This window comes from Gaoshiqia sp. US2 (genome assembly GCF_059705485.1).
Map to the genome: position 1 here is coordinate 1,025,382 of NZ_AP048550.1, position 22,500 is coordinate 1,047,881.

Here is a 22,500-nt window from a genome sequence, read left to right on the forward strand (position 1 = left end):
GTATAAACATGGTAACTGGAGATGCTAAATCAATCACAAGTTTTAACCTAAAATTGGACATTATGAAATTAAGAAACTTTTTTCTGGTGTTATTTTTTAGCTTTCTGGTTTTACTTTACCCTAAAATCACGAAAGCACAACTGCCGGTCGATGCAAACGGCTGGACAGTATTTACACCCTCGGCTGATACCCGTATCTACTACGTGGATGATGTGAACGGGGATGATGCCACGGCACAATATGTTGATGCTTCAGCAGTGCCCGATCCTAAAAACCCGGGGACGGTTAATGCGTACAAAACGGTTACTGCAGCAGCTCTGGCTGCACGCGACGGCTATCCCGACTGGATTCTGTTAAAACGAGGCGGAACCTTTGTGCATAATGGCTGGCCAACCATTAACGATGCCCGTTTTAAAAGCGGGCGAAGCGCCACCGAACCGATTATGATCGGATATTACGGAACTTCGGGCGACCGGCCGGTTATTAAACTTAATGCCATGTTTATCGATCACAATGGCAAAGTCAGGAACCATGTTGTGCTGAACGGGTTGTTTTTGTACAACTATAAACAAGACCCGGACAATCCGGGCTATGTTCCCGGTTCGCTCAATATACCGCTACGTTTGATCGGCGGCGGCGAAAACATCCTGATCGAGGATTGTAAATTCCGGTTTATTGAAATTGCCGTTCAAAATTACGCCGGGGCATACAAGAACTTTAAATTCAGGAGAAATATTGTTATCGATGCCTATCATCCCAAAAGCGGACTTAGCAGCAGCAACCGTTCTTCGGGTATCTTTGCCAGCGATGTGGACGGGCTGCTTATCGAGGAATGTACTTTTGACCACAACGGCTGGAACGAGAGTATCCCTACCGCCGATGCCACGCAGTACAACCACAATATTTACATTCAATACACAACTTCAGGTGTAGTCTTGCACAACAACCTGATCACCAGGGGTGCGGCGCATGGTGTGCAATTGCGCGGTTGCGGGATTGCCGAAGAAAACCTGTTCGTCCAGAATGCCGTTGCCCTGAACCTTGGCTACCATGCCCATGAATCGGACAAAGACACCATCGCCATTGCGAAGAACAATGTGATCCTGGAAGGCCGCCTGATGGACCCGGACGGGAGCACCGGCTCGCTGAGCACGACTGCGGTATGGGGCATATGGACCAGCTACGAACGTTTTGTTGTGGAAAACAACATTGTAGCGAACCGGATATCGCCCAACAATAATTCCGCTTTTCCAACCGACCATGGCGCAGTCACCGACTATGTGAATAACATCGTGTACAAATGGGACAACGCGAAAAATATGACCAATCCCAACTGGATCGACCCGGAACGTTCTATCGCGACCTACAACGGCTCGCTTGGAAAAACAGCAAGCCACGAAGCATTCTTGGCAGAAGTAAGGGAAAGGCCATTGGGGACCTGGTACCCCGAATACGAAGCCAAAGCCGTGAATGATTATATCCGCGAAGGCTTTTCAATTGCCGGCAACCAGGCGCCCACGGTTTCATTTGTCAACGGCGGTATCAACAGCGACGTACCGGTTACGGTCAGTTTTACGTCCACAACAAATGACCCTGAAGGCGATGCGTTGAGCTACATCTGGAAGTTTGAGGACCGTTTTTCCTATCCGGACGGTTCAAGCCGCGAACTGGACAAAGCTTTCGCCACAACGGCCAACGCTTCCTATGCCTATACGTATCCCGGTACCTATACCGTTACCCTGACTGTTTACGACGGAAAGGGAGGAACGGCCACCTATGTTGACAGCATAACCGTTGCAGGAAATTATCCTCCTCTGGCTGCATTGACTGCCGACGTAAAAACAGGCGAGGCTCCGTTGACGGTCAATTTTGACGCTTCAGCTTCCTCGGATGGAAATGGGGACGAACTGACCTACATTTTTGAATTTGGGGATGGTTCGGTAGTTTCAACCAAAGACCCGACGGTATCGCATGTGTACCCGGCCGGAAGCTATACGGCCAAGGTAACGGTGGATGACGGAAACGGCTCGTTGGATACCAAAACAGTCACAGGAATTAGCGTTAGCGATCCAACTGCCGAGTTCACGAATTACCCGGTAGAAGCTGATGCTTATTTGTATTCAGTTAACCCGGATACAAATTACGGGACGGTACTGTATTCGAATATTGACCAAAACACAAGACACGGTATTTACCGGGTTAATTATACCGCCAGTACCAACGAGATTTTAGGCGCAGAGTTTAATGTCCCGGTCAAATTTGGATCCACCGAATGCGCCGTCAAATATGTCGAAGACGACAGTTGGGGCGAACTCTCAGTTACCTGGAACAATAAACCGGCTTCATTTGAAGAGTTGGCCAGCAGCACCAACGGGAAATTCGACATTACCGATAAAGTGAAAAATGAAGCCGACAAGGTTATTTCTTTGCTGTTGTATGAGCATGGTAACGTTTGGCAGGAATTCCGTTACCGGGAAACCGGGTGGGCTTTCCCTTACCTGAGGCTGCAAACCCGGTTTGCAACGAACAACCATACACCGGTTGCCCATATTTCGGCTGACCAAACCTATGGCGATGCGCCGCTGACCGTAAATTTTGATGCCTCCGGCAGCGCTGACGAAGATGGTGATGTCCTGAGCTACACCTGGAACTTTGGGGACGGTTCTCCCAACATGAACGGGGTTACAGCACAACATACGTTTACGATTGAAGGAACGTATATCGTTACTGTTATTGCCAATGACGGCCAGGGGGCCAAATTCGGGAGCAAGGACATCGACACGTTGTACATCACCGTGCCAACATACGTAACCGGCGTAACCGTAATCCCGGCCACAACCGAGGTTTCGGTGGGTTATACAACACAGCTGGACTATCTTGTATCTCCTTCCGGGGCAACAAATAAGTCGGTTATCTGGAGTTCAAGCGATGAAACCATTGCCACAGTTGATGCCGATGGCCTGGTTACCGGATTGGCTTTCGGTTCGGCAACCATTACTGCGACTACAAATGACGGTGGCTTTACGGGCAATTGTCAGGTTACTGTTGTGCCTGTGCAGGTTGCCGGAGTCACGTTGGATCAAACAGTTCTCACGGTTGCCAAATGGGAATCGGCTCAGCTGACGGAGACCATCGTTCCTGATGATGCAGAAGATAAATCGGTGAGTTGGAGTTCAAGTAATGAATCCATTGCTGGTGTTGATGCCAACGGCTATGTAACTGGTATGGGCCCGGGAACCGCTACCATTACCGTTACGACAAACAATGGTGGTTTTACAGCATCCTGCGAAGTCACCGTAACCGGAGGGAATGGAGTGGCCCATGAAACATTTACCAATCTTACTGCATCCACCAGTTCATACAACGGAGGAACTTACGTTGGCGATAACCAGCAAGATTGGAAATATAACAGTGTATTGAAAAGGACCGATGGCATTAACGGTGTAACAGCAGAAGTACGCCGGTACAGTGGATACATTGAAACGGTATTGCCTGATGGGTTAAATGACCTGACATTTACGATCCGGACCGCTCCCACATCTACACTTACTGCCCACTCAAGACTTTCAGTTTTTATTGACGGGGTTAGTTATGGTATGTTCCAACCTACAACTGTTGGTGTCCCCAGGACTATTACAATCACCGGGATCAATAAAACGGGCAATGTTACCTTAAGGTTTAAAGGTGAGGGTTATCTGGAAACCTGGTTGGATGATATTAACTGGACGGATAATTATAATCCAAATCCACCGTTGCTTACCTTTACCGAACCTTCGGATATGAGTGTACAGGCCTGCGACTTTGCCGATCAGGCGGCCCTTGACCTTGCTTTTGATGCCTGGATGGATGAGGTGGTTGCTGAAGCCAATCCCCAGGGAGGCTGCGGACATGTTGTAATTTCAAATGATGCTGCCGGCGCTCCCGATCTTTGTACTGGCGGAACCCGCACGGTGACCTGGATTGCTTCCAATTTCTGCGATACCGTTTCTTTTGATGCTTCATTCACGCTGTCAGCGCCCCCGGCCATCCTTCCGACCTGTCCGGCCAGCGTTACGTTGACCCAATGTGCTTCGGTTGAAGAGATTCAGGCAGCTTACGATGGCTGGAAAGCCGGATTCACCTTTACAGGTGGGTGTAGTGAGGCTACGGACAACCTGACCGAAATTCCGGCTTTGAACATTGACCCGGTAGAAGGGGGAAGTATCTCCTTTACCTATCAGGCTTCGGATAGGTGTTCGCAAGTAAGTTGCACCTCCGAATTCACAGTTGTGCCATGTCCGATTGACGAACTGTGCACCTACGGACAAGGTTTCTACGGTTCGCAGAACGGAATGGCCTGCAACCTGGAATCTTCTGCAGCAGGCACAGAACTGGTAGCCTCATTATTGGCAAAAGGTCCGCTGGCGATTGGTTCGGGCGACAACCAGGTCATTTTTAAAGAAGGTGATGCCGGACTGATTGCCGATATCCTTCCTGGAAGCAATAAAGAGGATATCGTGCTGAATGGTGTTTGCATTCCGTCGGAAGATGCTACCTGCCTGGGAACGTATCTGAACAACCAGGGACGGATCACCAGCCAGCTGTTTGCCCAAACCCTGACCCTTGGTTTGAACCTGCGGGTTTATGGCGGACTGCAATTCCTGCCGCTTGAAGCTGGGAAAAAACTGACCACTCAGGAAAAAGTCAGCTGCGAATACGGCTCAGGTCTGGTACCGATCAGCTGTGAGCCCGAGTATGACCCGTACCGGTACTACGAATTGGAAGAGGACATGCTTTGCTACCTGGCTGCAAATGGCTATGAACTGACGGTGAAAGGCCTGTACAAACTGGCCAACGAAGTGTTGGGCGGGGCAGTTGATCCAACAAATGCTTCTTCCTGCGCAGTTGACTCAAAGAAAATTGCCGAAACCATCGAAACCATCAATAGTGCATTCATCGGTTGCCGGGCTTTCGTCGGTTATCTTGACGACGAAATTGCATGTGATCAGCAGGCCCTGCTGAAATCTGCCTCGACTTCCGGTTCGGATCAACCTGGCGGCGATCTCGAAGTAAAGTCTTATCCAAATCCGTTCAGCGAACAGGTACGGTTTGAATTCCGTTCAAGCGAGGGTGGCCATGCAATCATCAGCCTGTTCAATCTGCAGGGTAGTAAAGTAACCGAAATAGTTAATGAAAACCTGATCAAGAACAAGAGTTATGCTGTTGTTTTCAACGGTACATCCTTGGTCTCGGGTGTTTATTATTACCAGTTTGTATGCAATGGACAAACGCTGACCGGTAAAATTGTGAAACAATAACAAACCTGACAAACGAATAGAAAATAGGCCGTCTCAAAATGAAATTTGGGACGGCTCTAATTATCCCGCATTAGAGCTGAATCTTGTGTGTACGTACGGACTCTTTTTAAAATTAGTATCTTCGAATCAAATTCAAATATGGCGAATCAACGTCTTCAATCAGTCTCATACCGTTTTCAAACGTTGAAGTCAAAGACAACTTGAACCAGTGGGGGTGAGGCAAATTTATCAATGCTGAATTTTTCAGATAACCAGACATAAAAAATTTGGAATCAAAATGCAGCCGGATAATCTCAGACAAGAGAGACCAGTTACTAATAGGGATTTCTTTATGCAAATATAAATTCCATCGTCATTTAAAAAGAATTGAAAAACAAATGTTTAAAAATGAATCTACACAATGAGTTCACCAAGTTGCAATTCAGTTTTTTATTGTTGTTGCGATTTACAGCAGGCTGGCACCTTTTGTACGAAGGGGTTGCCAAGCTGCTGGACCCGGCCTGGTCGTCGGCTGGTTTTTTAAAACAATCACAATGGGTACTGTCTGGCTTTGCCCGCTGGGTCGTTTCCGACGCGGCTATCCTGAATGTGGTCGACCTGCTCAATACCTGGGGACTGATCGCAATCGGGCTGGGACTGATCATGGGGATGTTCTTCCGGGTCGCGGCCATTTCAGGGGCAGTTCTGTTATTGGTTTATTACCTGAACTGCCCGCCGCTGGTGGGTTTGGAATATTCAGTCCCCACCGACGGCAACAATTTGGTAATCAACAAGACCCTGATCGAGGCCATTGCCCTGGCGGTGCTGGCCCTTTTCCCAACCAGTAACGTTTTCGGGCTGGACGCCCTGGCTCGCCGCTTCATCAAGAAAGGAGAAAAAAATGACTGACAAATTGAAAAATGCACAAAACATGCCCCGGCGTACTTTGTTAAAAGCGCTGGCGGGAGTCCCGGTACTGGGACTGTTCGGCGCCGGGTTGCTGGAAAAAAGAAGTTACGACCTGTCCAAACGAAACTCGGTGATCAAAGAGTTGGGACTTGGGCCTATAGAGGTGTCCCTTCCCGGTTATGGTACCCAAAAGCCCGTGGGCAGCCTGGTTCGTATAGGCATCATCGGCTTTGGCACCCGCGCCACCCAACTTGCCAACGCCCTGGGGTTTATGCACCCCGATGAGGTGAAAAACCGGCAACAGCGCAACACGCTGGAAATCTGGATGGCACAGGAATACCTGGAAGTGGCTATCACCGGCATCTGCGATGTGTTCGACCTTCATGCCGAAAAAGGGATCGCCACGGCAGAAAACACGGTCCGCCCCGGCGGGGAACAAGCTCCCAAACTGCCGGTCAAACGCTACCGCAGCTACCACGAAATGCTGGCCGACAAGGACATTGATGCGGTGATCATCGCCACACCCGACCATCACCATGCCCGCATGTCTATTGATGCAGCCAAAGCAGGGAAGCATGTGTATTGCGAAAAAAGCCCGGCCCTGCACGAAGACGAGTTGAACGAACTGTACCACACGGTAAAAGATAGCCCCATTGTTTACCAACTGGGGCACCAGATCACCCAAAGCATCGTTTTCCGCCAGGCCAGGGAAATCATAAAAAAAGACATCCTCGGAAAAATCACCCTGGTCGAAACCACCTCCAACCGAAATACCGCAGAAGGCGCCTGGATCAGGCATCTTGACGCCAAAGGTAATCCTAAACCAGGCAACCAGGCAACTATCGACTGGCAACAGTGGTTGGGCAGCGCCCCGCCTGTACCTTTCAGCATCGAGCGTTTTTACAACTGGACCCAATGGTTCGACTACGACCACGGCATGATCGGGCAGCTGTTCACACACGAGTTCGACGCTGTGAACCAGTTGTTGCAGATAGGTATCCCGGAAACGGCGGTTGCTTCGGGCGGGATTTATTACTGGAAAGACGGGCGCGACATGCCCGATTCGCTACACTGCGTGTTTGAATACCCCGAAAGGGAACTGACCTTGCTGTACAGCGGCAACCTGGCTTCGAGCCGGGGAAGGGGAAGGGTATTCATGGGACACGATGCCTCCATGGAACTGGGCAGCGCCATAGTTATCAAAGCCGACCGGAACTCGACCCGCTACAAAAAAGGGATCGAGTCGGGGCGTATTGACCCCAATTCTCCCCTGTTGGCTTACAACCCCGGGGCCGGACAGATCGATGCGGTCACATCAGCTTCAGAGAGGTATTATGCAGCGCGCGGACTCACTACGACCACGGTCAACGGACAGGCGGTGGATGTCACCCACCTGCACCTGCGCGAATGGCTGCACTGCATTCGTAACGGGGGCACGCCAGGCGCCAATATCGACATGGCCTACCAGGAAGGGGTCGCCTGCATCATGGCACACCGTTCGTATGCCGAAAAACGAATGGTCAGGTGGGATGCGATAAACCGGAAAATTGTGTGACCCATATTTTTTAAATAATGACAATCAACACTACACAAAAAAATGTGCCTTTGCGTCGAAGTTCACAAGCTCACATGGTAGCAACAGCCTTTTTGTCGTTGTTGGCATTGTCGGGTTTTGCCTATTACGGGCTTCCGTTTTTTTACGATTTTATGACCGGAGAATACGGTTGGTCGCGGGCTGTTGTCACTTCGGGCAATGCAGTCGGGAAACTGGTGGTTGGCCCGTTGTTCGGATTTATTGCCGGATGGATGATCGACCGTTACGGCCCACGGCGGCTGATGATTTCCGGTTCGCTGATGATGGGCGCTGCTCTGATGGGGCTTAGTTTTGCCGACAACCTGAGTATGTTCTACCTGTTTTATCTGATCAACGCGCTGGGCTATGTACTGGGAGGCCCTATCCCCTGCCAGGTCCTAATTTCCAGATGGTTTGATAAAAACAGGGGCAAAGCCATGGGAATTGCCTACCTGGGCATTGGCACAGGAGGAGCTATTGTACCCCTGTTGGCAACTCATCTTGAAAAAGTGTTTGGATGGCACATGGCGCTATGCATATTGGGGGTCATGGTTGTGTTGATTTCCCTGCCCATGGTTTGGTTTATCAAAGATCCTTCTCCCCGGCAAACCATAAAACAAGAAAAGGGAAAAAAAACAATGCCTCCGATGAAAAAAATTCTGAAGAAACCTGAATTTTATCTTTTAGCCATAGGGAGTATGTGTGCTATCGGCACTGTTGGAGGGGTAGGCCAACATCTGAAACTTTACCTGCGCGATCTGGAATTTACCCAGACAGAAGCGGCCCAGGTGATGTCGTTTGTGTTGCTGGCAAGCTTGGTTGGAAGAGTATTGATGGGCTTTCTTTCCGACCTGATCAGCCGAAAATACGTGATGATCCTTATTTACCTGCTGGTTGCTTCGGCAATTCCCTTGCTGATGCTACCCGATTTCTCAGGTCGTATTTATCTGTTTGCCTTCATCTACGGCATAGGCCTTGGGGGCGATTATATGATTATCCCTTTAATGGCTGGCGACCTGTTTGGCGTTAAGGTACTTGGCCGGGTTATGGGAATTATTTTAGTGGCCGACGGGGTGGCCGAATCGCTGTTCCCGGTTTTGGTTGGAGCTTTGTATAACGAAGCAACTAAAAGCTACAAGCTGGGTTTTATGATACTGATTTGTGTGGCCTTGGCCGGGGTAGCGTTTATTTCATTTTTACCTAAATCTGCATTAAGAAAAGAGGGATATTCTGAATAGAAAACAACCGGGAAAAAGAACAAAATATGATTACTGACGATGTTATTGCACTTACACAAAAACTTATTTCATTTGATACCATCAATCCCCCGGGAAACGAACAGGCAATTGCCCGTTTTACCGGTAAACTTCTGGCTGAAAACGGTTTCAATGTAAAATACGATGAGTTGGCGCCTGGCCGTTTGACCCTGATTGCGGGAAAAGGGCTTTCCGGCGATCTCCCTCCACTCGTTTTAACTGGTCATTTCGATACCGTTCCGCTGGGGGCAAGACATTGGGTTGAAGATCCCTTTTCAGGAACGATAAAAGAAGGGAAAATACACGGGCGGGGTTCAAGCGACATGAAAGGCGGGCTGGCCGCCATGATTTGTGCCGCTGTACAGGCATTTCGTGAAGCTGTTCCACCGGGGGGCATCCGGCTTATTTTTACTGCCGGCGAAGAAACCGGTTGCCATGGAGCGAAACACCTGGCCGACACCTGCTGCGATGTGGGCCGGGCAAGCGCTATTATTGTGGGCGAACCCACTTCCAACATCCCTGCCATCGGACATAAAGGAGCTTTGTACCTGAATGTTTCCGCGTCAGGGAAAACAGCCCACTCATCCATGCCCAATCTGGGCGATAACGCTATCTACAAAGTGGCAAGGGCAATCGGCCAAATCGAAAAATTCCAGTTTAATGTCGAATATGATACATTGCACGGATGGCCGACCATCAATGTCGGAATGGTTAGTGGCGGGAAAAACCTGAACTCGGTCCCCGACAGCGCTACTTTTACTATCGACATCCGCTCTACAGCAACAGTCAGTCATACTGACCTGCTGGAGCGTCTTTCACTGAAAATGGGATCCGAAGTGTCCATCGGGAAACTGGTCGACCTTTTGCCGGTCAGTACTGGCGAATCGGATCCTTTTGTACGGCTTGTTTACGATGTGTGCGGTATCGATCCTCATAAAGGGGTCGACCGGAAGTCGCTACCTTACATGACCGACGGGGCTGTGTTGCAACCATTATACGGAGGCGTACCTACGGTCATTTTGGGACCGGGTCAGCCTGAAATGGCGCACCAGACCGACGAGTTTTGTTATATCGAAAAGATCAGGGACGCAGTGACTATCTATAAAAATATCATTTTAAGAATAGGAGAAACCTACCGATGACCGAATATCCTGAAACCATTGCAAACGAACAGCAACTGGAAGAACTCCTTTCGGCGCCCACGATTGAGGTTGTTGAGTTATTTAAAAACCTAGAAGGGGACATCCTTTTTCTGGGTATTGCCGGGAAAATCGGCCCTTCATTAGCGCGGATGGCCAAAAGGGCCAGCGAACAGGCCGGCATTCCCCGTCGGATCATCGGGCTGTCCCGCTTCAGTAATGAAAAAGAACAAAAAGAAATCGAAAACTTTGGCATTGAAACCCTCCGGGGCGACTTACTTGACCCGGATTTCGTAAAAAGCCTTCCTAAAGTAAAGAATGTTATTTTTCTGGCAGGTATGAAATTCGGCTCCGAATCGAACCTCTCCCTCACTTGGGCCATGAACACCTACGTGCCGGCATTGGTAGCCGAACATTATAAAGACTCGGTAATTGTTGCCTTTTCAACCGGCTGCGTGTACCCGCTGGTGGATATAAACTCTGGCGGGTCGCTCGAAACCGACCGACCGGAAGCGATTGGCGAATATGCCCAGTCGTGTCTTGGCCGGGAGCGGATGTTTGAATACAGCAGTAAAAAATACGGCACTCCCGTTTCTTTGATCCGGCTGAATTATTCAGTAGAAATGCGTTATGGCGTTTTAGTCGATATTGCCCGGAAGATACAAAAAGAGGAACCTCTTGACTTGTCGATGGGTTATTTTAACGTGATCTGGCAGGGCGATATGAATGCCATGACCCTTTTGTCGCTTCAACATTGCAGCAGCCCGGCCAGAATAATTAACCTGACGGGGCCTGAAACTCTTTCTGTCAGACAGGTTGCTCTTAAATTTGGGGAACTTTTGGGTAAATCCCCAAAAATTGTCGGCCAGGAATCTTCCACAGCCCTGCTCAGCAATGCGTCATTTTCCCATTGTTTATTCGGAAAACCCAAGGTAAACGTCGATCTCATCATCCGGTGGATTGCCGGTTGGATAAGCCACGGGAACCGTTTACTGAACAAACAAACCCATTTTGAAGTAAGGGACGGAAAATATTAGCCTCCTCCATCTCCACCGAAGGAGGAAGGGTAAGAGAGCAATAACCAAGCAGAATACAGTAAGAAAATAAAAAGAAAAAAATGAAAGAAAAGCTGACAAAAAGCGCCGATCAGTCCCCATCTCCGTTGGAGAGTGCTGGGGAGAAGCCTTTATCCAAAGACCTATTGGAAACCTTGCATAAAGGCATGGTCATTCCGGCGCTCCCTCTGGCATTAAACAAAAACAGGCAATTGGACGAACGCAGACAAAGAGCACTATTGCGTTATTATTTTGATGCCGGGGCAGGCGGGTTGGCCGTTGCGGTACATACCACCCAGTTTGAAATACGACTGCCTGAAATCGGGTTGTTCAAACCCATACTTGAAATAGCAAAAGAAGAACATGCCCGGTTCACAGAAAAGAATCAATGTACAAAAATACTGATCGCCGGGGCGATGGGCCCGACCCCTCAGGCAGTGCAGGAAGCCAGCCTGGCCGCCGGCCTGGGGTACAATGCCGTTTTGTTAAGCCTGGGAGCGCTCAAAGAAGCATCGAACCGAGCATTGCTCGAACACTGCAAAGCAGTAGCCGAAATCATCCCGGTAGTGGGTTTTTACCTTCAGCCGGCAGTTGGCGGAAGAAAACTCAACGTAGATTTCTGGCGTGAATTTGCCCGCATTGAAAATGTAGTGGCTATCAAAATGGCGCCTTTCAACCGCTACCAGACACTCGACGTGGTACGTGGAGTCATCGAATCGGGACGGGCAGGCGAAATTGCCCTTTACACCGGGAATGATGATAATATTGTAGCTGATTTGTTGACTGCATACAAGCTGTCAGACGAAAAAGGAACCTTGGTGACAAAACGTATTTGTGGCGGATTGCTGGGACATTGGGCTGTGTGGACAAAAAAAGCAGTTGAACTGCTTGATGACATACGTGCCCCGGCGGTAAACGAAAACATCGGTGAATTACTGGCGCGAGGAGTGCAGGTTACCGATTGTAATGCGGCCTTTTTCGATGCGGCCAACCACTTTGCAGGTTGTATTGCCGGCATCCACGAAGTACTACGCCGCCAGGGGCTGCTCGAAGGAATATGGACATTGAATAAAAAGGAAACCCTTTCGCCGGGACAAAAAGAGGAAATCGACCGGGTTTACAGGGTATACCCGCACTTGAACGACGATGAATTTATTGCCGAAAACCGCGACCGGTGGTTGAAGTAACAAATTGACAAAATTTAACCATTTCCAATTCTTTTTAAGAAATAATACATGCCTTAAATGTCCGTCGCTTTAGGAGATTCGGAGTGAGAAAGAAAAGTCCGTGCTTTTATGATTAACCTGATCTTATATGTCAAACGTGAAAAATCAAAATAATGCTTCCACATTGTTGATAATCAATACAATATTGTTGATTAAATTTGATTTTGGGGGAGTAAAATCTACCGGATTTTTGCCAAATTTGAGAAAAAGCTGGTAGAAATGATAGGTCAAAAAGAAAAAAATCCGCAATTAAGTATGTTCCGGGTCCCGTTGAAACAATTTATTGATGAAAGCCATGAACTGGTTCAACTTTCCGGGAAAATAGACTGGAAAAGTCTGGAGAATGATTTGAGTGTTTATTATTGTGCCGACAACGGGCGTCCATCTGTCCCGATCCGGTTGATCGTTGGGGTTGTCATGTTGCGCAGGATGTATAACCAGAGCGATGAAAGCGTGCTTGACCGTTGGATCGAAAACCCGTACTGGCAATATTTCTGCGGAGAAGTTTATTTCCGTCACGATTTTCCGTTCGACCGGACCGAGTTGATCAAGTTTCGCAGGCGTATCGGGGAAAATGGAGCCGAACAGATTTTGAAGGCAACAGTGGATTTGTTTGGGAGCAAAGAAATCCGGGAAAAAGAAGTTTTAATCGATACCACGGTACAGGAGAAAAACATCACCTTCCCCACCGATGTAAAACTTCAGAAGAAAATCATCGAAAAGTGCCGGAAAATCTCAAAGAAAGAAGGCATCCACCTGAGGCAGACCTACCAACGCGAATTAAAGCAACTGCTGATCGACCAGCGCTTCCATGACCATCCCCGGAGAAAGAAGAAGGCGTTGGCCGCCAGGCGAAGGATAAAAGTGATTGCGGGAAAGATTTTTCGTGACCTGGAACGCAAGATGGGAGAAGCCCAAAAAATGAAATACCAAAACCAGTTCTGTATTTTTAAACGGGTACTGACCCAAACCCGGGGTTCGAAGAACAAGGTTTACAGTATTCACCAGCCCCAGGTAAGTTGTATTGCCAAAGGCAAAGAACACAAGAAATACGAATTTGGGAACAAAGTATCAATCGTAAAGACCCGTCAATCGGGAATCATTATCGGGATCATAAGCTTTTGCGGAAACCCCTTCGATGGAGATACCCTCTCTCCCCAACTGACGCAAGTGGAAAGGATCACCGGCCACAAGCCCGAAACAGGAATTGTTGACAGGGGATACCGGGGCCGCAAACAAGTAAATGGCACACAAATTATTTGCCCGGGGAAACCACTTGAAAGCCACAACAAATACCAACGGCAAAAAACAAGGCAACGCTTCAGGGCCAGGGCCGGGATAGAACCAGTCATTGGCCACGTGAAACACGACCACCGGATGCTTCGGAATTACCTGCTCGACCAGATTGGGGACAATATGAACTCAATCCTGGCGGCAGTCGGTTTCAACCTGAGAAAAATGCTCCGGAGGTTAAAATCCGGGGCAAAAAATATTTTTGAGCTATTTGAAAACCTAATTTTCCTCTTCAGTAGAAACTTAAGTTTCATGCTTTCTGGAAAAATGAGGGTTTTTCACGTTTGACTAGATAGTGTTCCTTTCAGAAAGAGATACAATATTGAAAAGCAACTCAAAGTGCCATTAAAAGAAATTCATATTGTGAATAAATGAACAATCGGAAATAACACAAATTTTTTCCTGTTTTCGTCAATGGGACACCTAAATTTCAATTTACAGTTTTGGATTGGATTATAATATCATATAGTTCCTGTTGCTCGCTATCCATTCTTAACATTCGAGCTTTGGTATCTTTCGAGTAGGGTAATTGATAAAGGATTTGGTACATATTGTGCGTTATTTCTTGTGCCCTTTTCAAACTAATGACCGATTTTTTGGCCTTGAGCAATCTTTCCAATTCGAGCATTACCGTATATGCAGTGAAACAGATGCAAATGTGGGCTTCGATCCTGTTATATAGCCGATGGTATATTGGACGTACCCTAAGATCGGTTTTGTTCATACGAAAAGCACGTTCAATAAACCATAAGTTCCTGTAATTTGCGATCACCTGTTTTGCCTGAAGGGCAGTGTTGGTCAAGTATCCTTTTATGCCATCCCAGGCGGCATCGGCATTGAACTTTTCCAAATCAATAGAGATGGTAACTATCCCTTCCATCTTTAAATAGTGTCTTTAAGAAAACTACCCGTTTTTTTCGAAAGGTGTACATAATTATATGTAATCGGCTTGTTTTTTCGGTTACTACCACTAAATTTTTTAGCCTGTTAATTGGTTGCCGTAATTTTCGCCACCGAAAATTGGGTTTTCGGTGTAATTTTTTAGTTTCCAGGCATAATTCTCCCTTTCATGTTTAATTTTCATGTTTTTTCCTTGAACCGATTTTACTAAGCAGCTTTCCTAATCTGCTTGGTGGGCGCTTCAAGCGCTTCACGCTCCAACTTCAGGATTTGTTTCCCAATTTTCTTGAGGTTGTAGGCGCACACGCCCAACCCGATGTACTTTTTAAAATGCGCATAACTCCGGTCGGGACAACGGTCGAGCCCCCGGTGTTCCAATTCGTTGATGTTTGATTCGATCGCGCTGTGCTTGTTTTTCAGTTTTTTAAATGACCTGCTGCGTTCTTCCTTTTTCTCTTTTTTGTTGCGCTTCCCAAGTTTGGGGATGATAACCTGGTCAACTTCCAACTGAAGGGTTTCCTTGTTTTCTTTTAACCAGTAGCCTTTGTCGAAGCTCCACGATGCGACTTTATGTTCTGTTAAAATCCTGTCGGCCATTTCGATAACAATGTCCCGGTCTTGTTGTTGTTCCATTATTTGGTAATCCACGATCAGCCCCCACTGGTCGGTGGTGATGTTCAGTTTTTTGCCCAGTTCAACACTGGGGTTCATCTTCCCTTTTGTAATCCACTCGGTGTAGGTTTCAAATACCGAAAACATCTTTTCTTCATGCGGAATGGTTTCGCCTTTTAATATACGCCTGTCGACCAGGTCAATATGCTTTTCAAGAAGTTCCATGTAGTGCTCCAACGTAATGATCAATACCAGATCGCCCATGTCCGTTAGCGGGAAACCGGACTTTTCTTCGTTTAGTTTTTTGAGCAATAACCTTGATTTATTGAGGTATTCTTCGGCCGCGGCAACTACTTTTTCTTTCTTGTTTTTGCCTCCTGAACGGTTGGCATGGCCCAAATTGCGCATCAACTTTTTCAACTCTGTACGCCAATTGCCGATCTTGCGCCAACCTCCAATATCCTTATGTTTGTTCATTATCCTTGAAACGGTGCCGATGCATTTTCGGGCACAGTCCCACAACAGGTTGTAGTCTGTGGGGAAATGAACATTGCTTTCAACAACAAAACTATCTGATTTTAAGCGCAATGCTGTATGTTCTTTTTTTTTAAACACCTCTCCATGCCCAAAATCCAGGATTACCTTGTTTAATTCCCAAACCATTTCATCGCTAAGCAGGGCGACATTGTCATAAATATTCTGGTATTCAAACTCGATACGTTCAAAACCAAAGCCCTTTTCTACGCCCATCAAACACCGCATATTGTGGTGGTTGTTTGCCTGATCGTGCAACACATCATAACTTAAATTCAAACACAAGCGAACCTGGGCCAAAACAAAAATACTCCATAGGTCCATTCCTGTCCTTCCCGTATTTTTCTTCCCGGAATTGATATGATCTTCCAAAATACTGAATATCTCTTCGTTGTATTTCTTGTTGCAATAGATCGCCTTCAACGCTGCTAAAAGTTGATCTAAAGCATTCTTGCTTTTGGGATTAATATAAGTAGCTTCGATTGGCAATTGCCCTAACCCCAATTGTTGTTCGAATCTTTTTCTCATGGTTCAATCTTTTTTTGTCAAGTGGTCAAAATATCCTATCCTCATGTAATAATACCCTGAATATCTGCACTATAATCAACTTATCAAAACAATTAACCCAAAAGATTCAAAAAAGATATCAATACTATATTGTTGATCTATAAATTATTGCAGGTTTTCTTAGAGACACTAAATACTTGTTGTATCCCTTGTTGTTGATGTTTGATTTGGTCAGTTTTCCGCTGTTCAGGCGCTTGGTCAGCCTGTCCAATCCACGTTTGCGGTTATGGGCATCTTTGGACATCCGCTTGTTTGTCCGGGACAAAACCAACCGGGTGGCCCCTGTTTTCTTTATCGTCCGCACATCACCGTCTTTTAAATCAAAGGCAAGAATCTTTTGCTTGATCAAGTCGTTTTCGTTTTTGGGGCGTGCCCCAAGGATATATTCATACCCGTTCTCTTCCAATGCCAAGATGTTTTTCTTAGACAAAAGGCCAGAATCGGCAATGACAACGGGTTTTCCAAGGTTATACCGCTCTTCCATGCGTTGCAGTACCGGGATAAAAGTATTTCCCTCGAAAATATTCCCTTCAAACAGTTCATAACCGATGGGGTTCCCGCCCTGGCCAACCAACAAGCCAAGAAAAATCTGGGGGCATTGATGTTTGCCGTCCTTTGAGAAACCGGTTTTCCGAAGATCGTCTTCGTCGCTTGATTCAAAATAGAGCGTGGTCATGTCGTAGAAAACCACATCGATCTTCCCTCCCAGCACACGAAGCGTATGGGAATAGGAGATATCTTCCACCTGCTTTTTTATGTCGGGGATCCCATCTGGTTGGCTTTCCACTGCCTCCCTGCGGAAGCACAGGTTGTCCAGAAACCGGTAAATCTTACTGATGTTATAGACAACGCCTTGATAACGGAAAAGGTAATCGATCGTTTTCAGCTTGCTGCCCGGATTAAACAGCCGGGTTATAACCAGATGCCGGAACAACTCATTGTGGATACGGCCATAGCCGATCCGGTCATAAAGTGTCCCAAATATGATTTCAGGGCCTATGACTTGTATCTGTGAGTTGGAAATGGTTGATAGGAAGTCCTCCAGCTTGATTTCATCTTCATCCTCAAAAAGAGACCTGTTTGTTCCGGTAAGTTCGCGTACATGTTGGCGAGCTTTCTCTTCTAAACGGACAACTTCCGCCTCGGTCCTCCCTGCACCCAAACTTTTGATTACCCGGTAACGCACATGGCTCTTGTCACAACCTGGACACTGACCGATCCCGTTTTATTTGCTTTGCGACGAACAAACATGCAACAAAAATAGCCATGGGACACCCAGGGCAAACGCATCTAATTTAATTGCCAATCAGCTTTAACAAATATTCATTGCCCCATCCGGCCATTTTTCTTCGGCTTTTAATCCCCACCCTGGTATCGTCCTTTTTTAAAAGGTTTAATGCAATCCGGTTGAGGCTGGAGAAGTTTTGAGCAGCATTGCCACTGCGTTTTCGGCTCAGGTCCTCCCCAAAAGCAACGTCAAGCACCCAATGGACCTTGTTTTCAATCCCCCAATGTTTCCGGACGCCATGGGCGATTATGTCAGCTTTTTTTAATGTGCTTATGTAAAAACTTGTTTCGTTTTCTCTTTTGCCTGTTGCCTTAAAGTACCGTTCACGGTCCACTTTGACAACAGAGGCCAACCCATTCCATTTTTCGGCACTTTCTACCAGGCTCAGGTTTTCTATGATACTACATTGCCTTGTCTCTATTCTTCCATGCCCGTAATCAAGCTCTTCAAAATAATCGTTTACAGGCAAAACCCTGAAACTGTCCTGAATATCTTCATACAGATCCTTTTGGTTTTCTTTGACCGAAAGAATGTAATGTGCTTTTTTCTTCACTATTTTACGCGCAATATTTTTCTGGCACCCCATGGCATCAACCGTAACGATACACCCTTCCAATAAAAGGGCATCCAGCAGTTTGGGAATAGCTGTAATCTCATTTGACTTTTCTTCTACCTTAATTTGTCCCAGAACAAGTTCATTCTCGTCAGCCCAGGCACTTACAATATGGGTTGCCGTTTTGCATCCCTGTTTGCGAGACCCGCGCATGGTTTTGCCATCAATACTGATAACCTCACCATGGGTTCTTTGATGTATTGACTTCACCCAAGATAAAAAACAATTCTCAAACTCATCGGCATCTAATGCAGCAAAAAAGCGGTTAAACGTGTCATGGGAAGGTATCCCGTTGGGAAGCTCAAGGAAGCTGCTGAGCCACTCCTTTTTTATCTCCCCGTACTCTTCCATGTCGTTCCATGATTCACATCCACAAAGCACTGAAGCAATCGCGATGAAAATTATGTCATCCATGAGATGACGTTTAGTCCTGTTAATACGTGGATCTTTCATTTCTGAAAAATACGACAATAAATTACCTTTGCTATCCATTTTGTCATCTATCTGATTATCAGATAAATATACAATTTTTTCATCGCAAAAACAACTTATTCGACTGATTATTAAGCAGTTAGGCGTATTGTTTTTTTAGATGCGTTTGCCCTGGCTACTATGTAAAGTTTATTTGTATTTTTAAACTTTTTCCAGAGCTTACAACAAGTGTGCGCGCTGCTTATGCAGGGCGCACACACGTGGTATAAAAAATTGCCGGGATAGTTCGTTATTCAAGGGTTTTAGCCCGCATCAAGTTCTCAACGGCTTGATAGGAAATCGCCCGCAAACGGCAACTTTTCATACCACCAACGTTAGCAACTATTATAAAACCGACGATGCAACAATTTTATAGGCATATTTTAATCTTGATAGTTTTAATAAACTGTTCAAATAAACTATTTGGACAAGATACAATCATCTACCGTGGATTTGCAGATAGAATCTTGTATGAGTCAATTGAATTATATACCGATAAAACATTCAAATGGACTTCTGAGTACGATTTAAACTGGAGTGAATATGGACTTTATGAAATTGATAATAATAGTTTGCAATTGAAATATTTCATAAAGTTCAATTATCCGAAAACTATGAGCTTAAAAGACTCAATTATGCTGATTGAAAATCCTATAAAAATTGAGAACTTTAAACTTGATAAAGAGCATCTTTATAGATTAAATAAATCAGGACGAGAAATTCATCGAATTAGAGACAATTCAATTCGAACATGTTGGAGTTTGATATTTGGACACAAATATGAATTAAAAAAATAACAGTTGCTAATCGAGTAGACGGCTCCGCCAGTAATTAGCTGACGGAGTGCGCCTCTCACACCACCGTGCGTACGGGTCTCGTACACGGCGGTTCATCAGGTATCAACACTATCGCTCTTTACACCAATAGTACCTCTGTCTTTGTTTAGGATAAGGCTGGCAAACTCGAAGTTTGGACCTCCTTATCGAATTCGAGACAACCCAACGTTCAGTCCTTCACTATCTGGTGAGACCTCCACGGTTTCTATTCGTGGCTCGTTACCGATAGCTACTATGTCCGGCAGCTGCCGGATGACTTCTCACCACAGCCAACACGTGGACGGTGAGATCTCCCCTGGTAAAAGCTTTTCCCTTCCTCCAATGCCTGCGTGATCTACATAGTGACCCTTTTGGTATTCTTGGGGCGTTACAATGATGTGCTTGCTTACCCGAATAACTATGCCTCATATCACGTTTCTGTTCGTCAGTACCGGATTTTGCCGTTTGACTTCCTTCACTGCTGCCGTCGCCAGCAACCAGCTTGTCACTTGCTAATACTTCCGGGCGTTACCCCAGCGTATAGGGACTTACACCCTTTGGAAAAATACACACTTGTTATTTCGCTACTATGTAAAGTTTATTTGTATTTTTAAACTTTTTCCAGAGCTTACAACAAGTGTGCGCCCTGCATAAGCAGGGCGCACACAAGCGGTATAAAACATTGGGGTTTAAGTGGTTATTCGAGCGTTCTGCCACGCATTAAGTTCGGTGTAACTGGACAGGATAGTCGCCCGCAATCCCCAACGTTTCATACCGCCAACCGTTGTGTTTAATTTTATGAGGGCAGCAACAAATTGAGAAAGATGTTAAAAATTGGAGAAAGAGAATTTAAGTTTAAGAAGGACGCTCTTAATTATTATAAGGAAATCCTTAACTCATACGACTTTGGCGAGATGTTGAAAGACGAACATTATAATGACATAATTGACTTATTAAATTACGACATCTCATTCTCTGACAATCATCCAGATGTTGAAGAAAGAGAAAATGAAGAAGAGCCAGACAATGACGACTATGTAATTGAGAATATTCGTATTGGCAGAGTTCAATTCAATACAAAATGCTTTGAATTACTTTATCGCAACGGGGAGACTGATTATATTTCATATCGACTGAGAATCAATAAACCCAAAGTAAATCTATTTAATGAGTTTAGAGAAGCCGCAAGAAATGTGGTACAAAAAGACATAAGAAGCGTAAAACAAGAGTATTTCGATAGGTTTTCTAAAAAAGGATTTGTGCCTTGCCAAGAGACAGGAATTCAATCAAATTGGTCCGACTTAGTTGTTGACCATCGACAGCCAAATACTTTTTCAATCATTGTAGACAGGTTTATCGAAATGACTAAAATCAATCTTGAAGATGTTGAGTATATTACTGACGAGAACAATCTTTATATCTTTAAGGACAACGACTTATTTGAAAGTTTTAGGAAATATCATAAAGAAAAAGCAGTGCTGAGAATTGTAAGAAAAGAATGCAATTCGAGCAGAGCGCATCAAGGACGATTAAAAGAACAAAAAAAGGATTTGAGAATAAAAAACTAAACACAATAAATAGGACTCTGAGCGGTCTGCAAGACCCAGCGATGAGTCGGTGTTGGACTACACCCGCCGGGCCCAGGGCTATGCACTTACCGAAGGTTTTTATTGATTTTTAAAAATAAAACAGGCAGAAAGCGGCCTGAGGTTCTTTGACGTATGACAGGTTTTTGTGCTTTTTCACGCCAATGACACAAGCACGTTGATGGCTATGCCCTGTTTTTTTGCCGTTTTTGCCGGTAACGGGGCATACCTCTCCCGGTTGCGCGGGAACGCAAGTTGGAGTTGTTGATTATGATTGTGTTACCGGTTTGTTCAACTGGCCCCATGCCGGAGACCGGATGCGTGGCAGTTCTCTTACAGCGATCATCTTCCCGGTTTTGCACACCGGGCAAAGGCAGGGGTTTATGCCAGTCAGCCTTGCAAACCGTTCAACATTGGTTTCGGGAGGTTTTTGCTTTTTGATTAGCGCGTCAATGTCGGGCTTTTCTTCCGAAACAAACTGTAATTGAAGGTTCCGTTTTACGGTGTGGTTGTATATACCAAAGCGCCGGATCTTGACAAACCGCCGGGGCAGGATGTGCAAAGCAAACCGCCGCAGGAACTCCACACCACCAAGGGTAACGGGCTTCTTGACGGCCCTGTCGCGGTAATCTTTGGCAACGAAGGTTACTTTTCCACCGGCAATGTTCAGGATGCGCTGGTTGGTAATGGCCACCCGGTGGGTATATTGCCCCAGGTATCTGACTACATGTTCGGCGCTGGCCAGCGAAGGCTCGCAGTGAACTACCCATTTGGTTTGATAAGCCTGCTGCACGGGTTCGTTGAAAAGGGAAAGTTCGTTTTGTTTTCGCAGGGCCCGTTTAAGGCTGTCGAGGAACTTCGCTTTAAAGGCTTCGCTCAGCTGGTGTACCGGGTAAAGGTATTGTCCCGAATGGCCGATATTTTTCCATATTCCATCCAGTGTGTATCCGGCAGCGGGTACCAGGCAATGGAGATGGGGATGCAACGAAAGATTCTGCCCCCAGGAGTGCAATACAGCTACCGCCCCGGTTTCAACGCCAAAATGCGAGTAACCAAACTGGCGCAGGGTTTGCCAGACCGCCGCAAACAGCAGGTCGTAATACATTTTTGGGTTATGCAGGCAAACGGTATTCAACACGTGCGGAACGGTAAACACCAGGTGGTAATGCTTCACGGGCAAGGTGGCATGCGCCAGGTCGTCAATCCAGAAAGCCTGTTTGGCCGCCTGGCATTTCGGACAGTGCCTGTCTCTGCAACTATTGTAGCTGTAACGTACGGTCCCGCAGTTTTCACAGTAAGCATTCGGCCTGCCACGTATACTGAATTTTCTCTTAGACCGGGGATACCAGCCTGAGATTTGGAATTTTCTAAGTTCTACTGGAATCTC

The 22,500-nt window shown here is 46.3% G+C and carries 14 protein-coding genes and 1 pseudogene; 10 read left to right on the forward strand and 5 right to left on the reverse strand.

The genetic code is table 11. The annotated features are described in order from the left end of the window. The first annotated feature begins 62 nt into the window (after nucleotides 1-62). From AC6H3C_RS03920 to AC6H3C_RS03955, 8 genes are all read left to right on the forward strand, one after another. A complete protein-coding gene (locus AC6H3C_RS03920; protein ID WP_497519384.1) occupies nucleotides 63-5,297 on the forward strand; it encodes a PKD domain-containing protein in 5,235 nt (1,744 codons plus the stop codon). A gap of 387 nt (nucleotides 5,298-5,684) precedes the next feature. Beyond that, nucleotides 5,685-6,185, forward strand: a complete 501-nt coding sequence (locus AC6H3C_RS03925) for a DoxX subfamily (RefSeq protein ID WP_497519385.1) — start codon at nucleotides 5,685-5,687, stop codon at nucleotides 6,183-6,185. Further along, nucleotides 6,178-7,740: a Gfo/Idh/MocA family protein gene (locus AC6H3C_RS03930; protein ID WP_497519386.1), complete on the forward strand. Its 1,563-nt coding sequence runs from the start codon at nucleotides 6,178-6,180 to the stop codon at nucleotides 7,738-7,740. Before AC6H3C_RS03925 ends, AC6H3C_RS03930 begins: the two co-directional genes overlap by 8 nt. A gap of 17 nt (nucleotides 7,741-7,757) precedes the next feature. After that, nucleotides 7,758-8,996, forward strand: a complete 1,239-nt coding sequence (locus AC6H3C_RS03935; RefSeq protein WP_497519387.1) for an MFS transporter — start codon at nucleotides 7,758-7,760, stop codon at nucleotides 8,994-8,996. A gap of 26 nt (nucleotides 8,997-9,022) precedes the next feature. Beyond that, nucleotides 9,023-10,156, forward strand: a complete 1,134-nt coding sequence (locus AC6H3C_RS03940; protein ID WP_497519388.1) for a M20 family metallopeptidase — start codon at nucleotides 9,023-9,025, stop codon at nucleotides 10,154-10,156. Beyond that, nucleotides 10,153-11,190, forward strand: a complete 1,038-nt coding sequence (locus AC6H3C_RS03945) for an NAD-dependent epimerase/dehydratase family protein (RefSeq protein WP_497519389.1) — start codon at nucleotides 10,153-10,155, stop codon at nucleotides 11,188-11,190. The genes AC6H3C_RS03940 and AC6H3C_RS03945 overlap by 4 nt, the downstream gene beginning before the upstream one ends. 80 nt (nucleotides 11,191-11,270) lie before the next feature. After that, complete coding sequence (locus AC6H3C_RS03950; RefSeq protein WP_497519390.1) at nucleotides 11,271-12,395, forward strand: dihydrodipicolinate synthase family protein; 1,125 nt, start codon at nucleotides 11,271-11,273, stop codon at nucleotides 12,393-12,395. Nucleotides 12,396-12,653: 258 nt separating this feature from the next. Continuing rightward, nucleotides 12,654-14,015 carry an IS5 family transposase gene (locus AC6H3C_RS03955; protein WP_497516615.1) on the forward strand — a complete coding sequence of 454 codons (1,362 nt, stop codon included), beginning with the start codon at nucleotides 12,654-12,656 and terminating at the stop codon, nucleotides 14,013-14,015. A gap of 142 nt (nucleotides 14,016-14,157) precedes the next feature. On the opposite strand, the gene AC6H3C_RS03960 is transcribed toward AC6H3C_RS03955, so the two are convergent. The 4 genes from AC6H3C_RS03960 to AC6H3C_RS03975 all read right to left on the reverse strand — a co-directional run bounded on the left by AC6H3C_RS03960 (nucleotide 14,158) and on the right by AC6H3C_RS03975 (nucleotide 18,733). Further along, nucleotides 14,158-14,607 (reverse strand): IS1634 family transposase, encoded by a 450-nt coding sequence (locus tag AC6H3C_RS03960; protein WP_497519391.1) that lies wholly within the window; start codon nucleotides 14,605-14,607, stop codon nucleotides 14,158-14,160. A 227-nt stretch (nucleotides 14,608-14,834) separates the two neighbouring features. After that, the gene (locus tag AC6H3C_RS03965) at nucleotides 14,835-16,301 is read right to left on the reverse strand and encodes an ISNCY family transposase (protein WP_497516513.1); all 1,467 of its coding nucleotides are present in this window, start codon (nucleotides 16,299-16,301) and stop codon (nucleotides 14,835-14,837) included. Nucleotides 16,302-16,425: 124 nt separating this feature from the next. Continuing rightward, nucleotides 16,426-17,526: an IS1634 family transposase gene (locus tag AC6H3C_RS03970; RefSeq protein ID WP_497519392.1), complete on the reverse strand. Its 1,101-nt coding sequence runs from the start codon at nucleotides 17,524-17,526 to the stop codon at nucleotides 16,426-16,428. A gap of 109 nt (nucleotides 17,527-17,635) precedes the next feature. Then, nucleotides 17,636-18,733, reverse strand: coding sequence for an ISAs1 family transposase (locus AC6H3C_RS03975; RefSeq protein WP_497518523.1), 1,098 nt, complete (start codon nucleotides 18,731-18,733; stop codon nucleotides 17,636-17,638). A gap of 338 nt (nucleotides 18,734-19,071) precedes the next feature. Here AC6H3C_RS03975 and AC6H3C_RS03980 point away from each other — a divergent pair, with 338 nt between their 5' ends. Together AC6H3C_RS03980 and AC6H3C_RS03985 are read left to right on the forward strand one after the other, a co-directional pair. Beyond that, the gene (locus AC6H3C_RS03980; protein WP_497519393.1) at nucleotides 19,072-19,509 is read left to right on the forward strand and encodes a hypothetical protein; all 438 of its coding nucleotides are present in this window, start codon (nucleotides 19,072-19,074) and stop codon (nucleotides 19,507-19,509) included. Nucleotides 19,510-20,351: 842 nt separating this feature from the next. Beyond that, the gene (locus AC6H3C_RS03985) at nucleotides 20,352-21,095 is read left to right on the forward strand and encodes a DCL family protein (RefSeq protein WP_497519394.1); all 744 of its coding nucleotides are present in this window, start codon (nucleotides 20,352-20,354) and stop codon (nucleotides 21,093-21,095) included. Between the two features lie 286 nt (nucleotides 21,096-21,381). Here AC6H3C_RS03985 and AC6H3C_RS03990 read toward each other — a convergent pair. Then, a pseudogene (locus tag AC6H3C_RS03990) lies at nucleotides 21,382-22,488 on the reverse strand (IS91 family transposase); the annotation flags it as partial. Nucleotides 22,489-22,500: the final 12 nt, after the last annotated feature.

Excerpts from the sequence above, each read along its gene's own strand:
- AC6H3C_RS03920 (WP_497519384.1), top strand. The coding sequence starts at position 63 with ATGAAATTAAGAAACTTTTTTCTGGTGTTATTTTTTAGCTTTCTGGTT.
- AC6H3C_RS03925 (WP_497519385.1), top strand. The coding sequence starts at position 5,685 with ATGAATCTACACAATGAGTTCACCAAGTTGCAATTCAGTTTTTTATTG.
- AC6H3C_RS03930 (WP_497519386.1), top strand. The coding sequence starts at position 6,178 with ATGACTGACAAATTGAAAAATGCACAAAACATGCCCCGGCGTACTTTG.
- AC6H3C_RS03935 (WP_497519387.1), top strand. The coding sequence starts at position 7,758 with ATGACAATCAACACTACACAAAAAAATGTGCCTTTGCGTCGAAGTTCA.
- AC6H3C_RS03940 (WP_497519388.1), top strand. The coding sequence starts at position 9,023 with ATGATTACTGACGATGTTATTGCACTTACACAAAAACTTATTTCATTT.
- AC6H3C_RS03945 (WP_497519389.1), top strand. The coding sequence starts at position 10,153 with ATGACCGAATATCCTGAAACCATTGCAAACGAACAGCAACTGGAAGAA.
- AC6H3C_RS03950 (WP_497519390.1), top strand. The coding sequence starts at position 11,271 with ATGAAAGAAAAGCTGACAAAAAGCGCCGATCAGTCCCCATCTCCGTTG.
- AC6H3C_RS03955 (WP_497516615.1), top strand. The coding sequence starts at position 12,654 with ATGATAGGTCAAAAAGAAAAAAATCCGCAATTAAGTATGTTCCGGGTC.
- AC6H3C_RS03960 (WP_497519391.1), bottom strand. The coding sequence starts at position 14,607 with ATGGAAGGGATAGTTACCATCTCTATTGATTTGGAAAAGTTCAATGCC.
- AC6H3C_RS03965 (WP_497516513.1), bottom strand. The coding sequence starts at position 16,301 with ATGAGAAAAAGATTCGAACAACAATTGGGGTTAGGGCAATTGCCAATC.
- AC6H3C_RS03975 (WP_497518523.1), bottom strand. The coding sequence starts at position 18,733 with ATGGATAGCAAAGGTAATTTATTGTCGTATTTTTCAGAAATGAAAGAT.
- AC6H3C_RS03980 (WP_497519393.1), top strand. The coding sequence starts at position 19,072 with ATGCAACAATTTTATAGGCATATTTTAATCTTGATAGTTTTAATAAAC.
- AC6H3C_RS03985 (WP_497519394.1), top strand. The coding sequence starts at position 20,352 with ATGTTAAAAATTGGAGAAAGAGAATTTAAGTTTAAGAAGGACGCTCTT.